The 879-nt window shown below is 53.8% G+C and carries 1 protein-coding gene; it reads right to left on the bottom strand.

Translation table 11 applies throughout. From position 1 onward, the window contains the following. Positions 1-9 precede the first annotated feature (9 nt). On the bottom strand, positions 10-879 hold an 870-nt coding region (locus AC07OP_RS31600), incomplete at its 5' end, for a transposase (RefSeq protein ID WP_495103287.1).

The raw sequence follows: 879 nt of genomic DNA, 5'->3' as shown, positions 1-879 counted from the left end.
GGACATCGTTTACACATTTGAGGCCTGGACGCGGGTCATACCTCGTCCAAGCCTCCCCAAGGGATAATCACACAGGTACAAATCCCAAGCATCATCTTCAGCTTCTTTGAGCCCTATCCTTTCCCCGGACAGCGCCTCGCTGATAAATACCAACTTGCCGTTCCACTTGATCGATCCGTCCTGCCTGACGCTTCGAACTTTCATTTCTGCCGGATATTCCACATCGGGCAAGCATCCTGGATAAATTCGGGTGGACGGCACATACAAGTCTCCCGGACTTTTCATGCCGAGCGCTTCGTGAGGGCGTACGTAATTAAACTCATGCCTGAAATGCTCCAGCAAAAGCTGCTGCTCGACTAAGTTTTTCCCTAAGGGCAACTCAAGTTTCAAGCTACGGTGCATTCGCTCATGGCGACCATTCTGGGCGGGCCTTCCCGGCATGGTTCGCTCGGGATAAATACCCAGCCGAATCCACCAAACTGCCAGTGTGGAGATTCTTGCCAGGCCAGGAGAGGCGAACGGTACCCCGTTGTCCGAACGGATAACTTCCGGCATGCCGTACTCCTGAAAAAGCCTCTCAAAGGCCTGTTTTACAGGCTGGGTCATGATCTTGGGATGGGCCCTGCACGCTAAAATCAGCCGCGACGCATGGTCTGTGACGGTCAAAGGGAAGCACATCTGAGCATTAAGCATCTTGAACTGCCCTTTGTAGTCAGCACACCACGTCTTGTTAGGTTCGTCGGCCTTTCGCATTTGTGCGTGGGAGATGCTGTGTCGGCGTTTGAAACGCCGCTTTTTGACGAGCCCAAGTCGGTCAAGCCATTGACCGGCCGTACTTGGAGAGGGCCAGGTGACGGAGGGATCTTCCAGCCGTAATAG

It is taken from the genome of Pseudomonas sp. GW821-FHT09D08 (genome assembly GCF_059416305.1).
The sequence above is the reverse complement of the archived record's forward strand: the minus strand, read 5'-3'. Positions and strand labels throughout refer to the sequence as shown.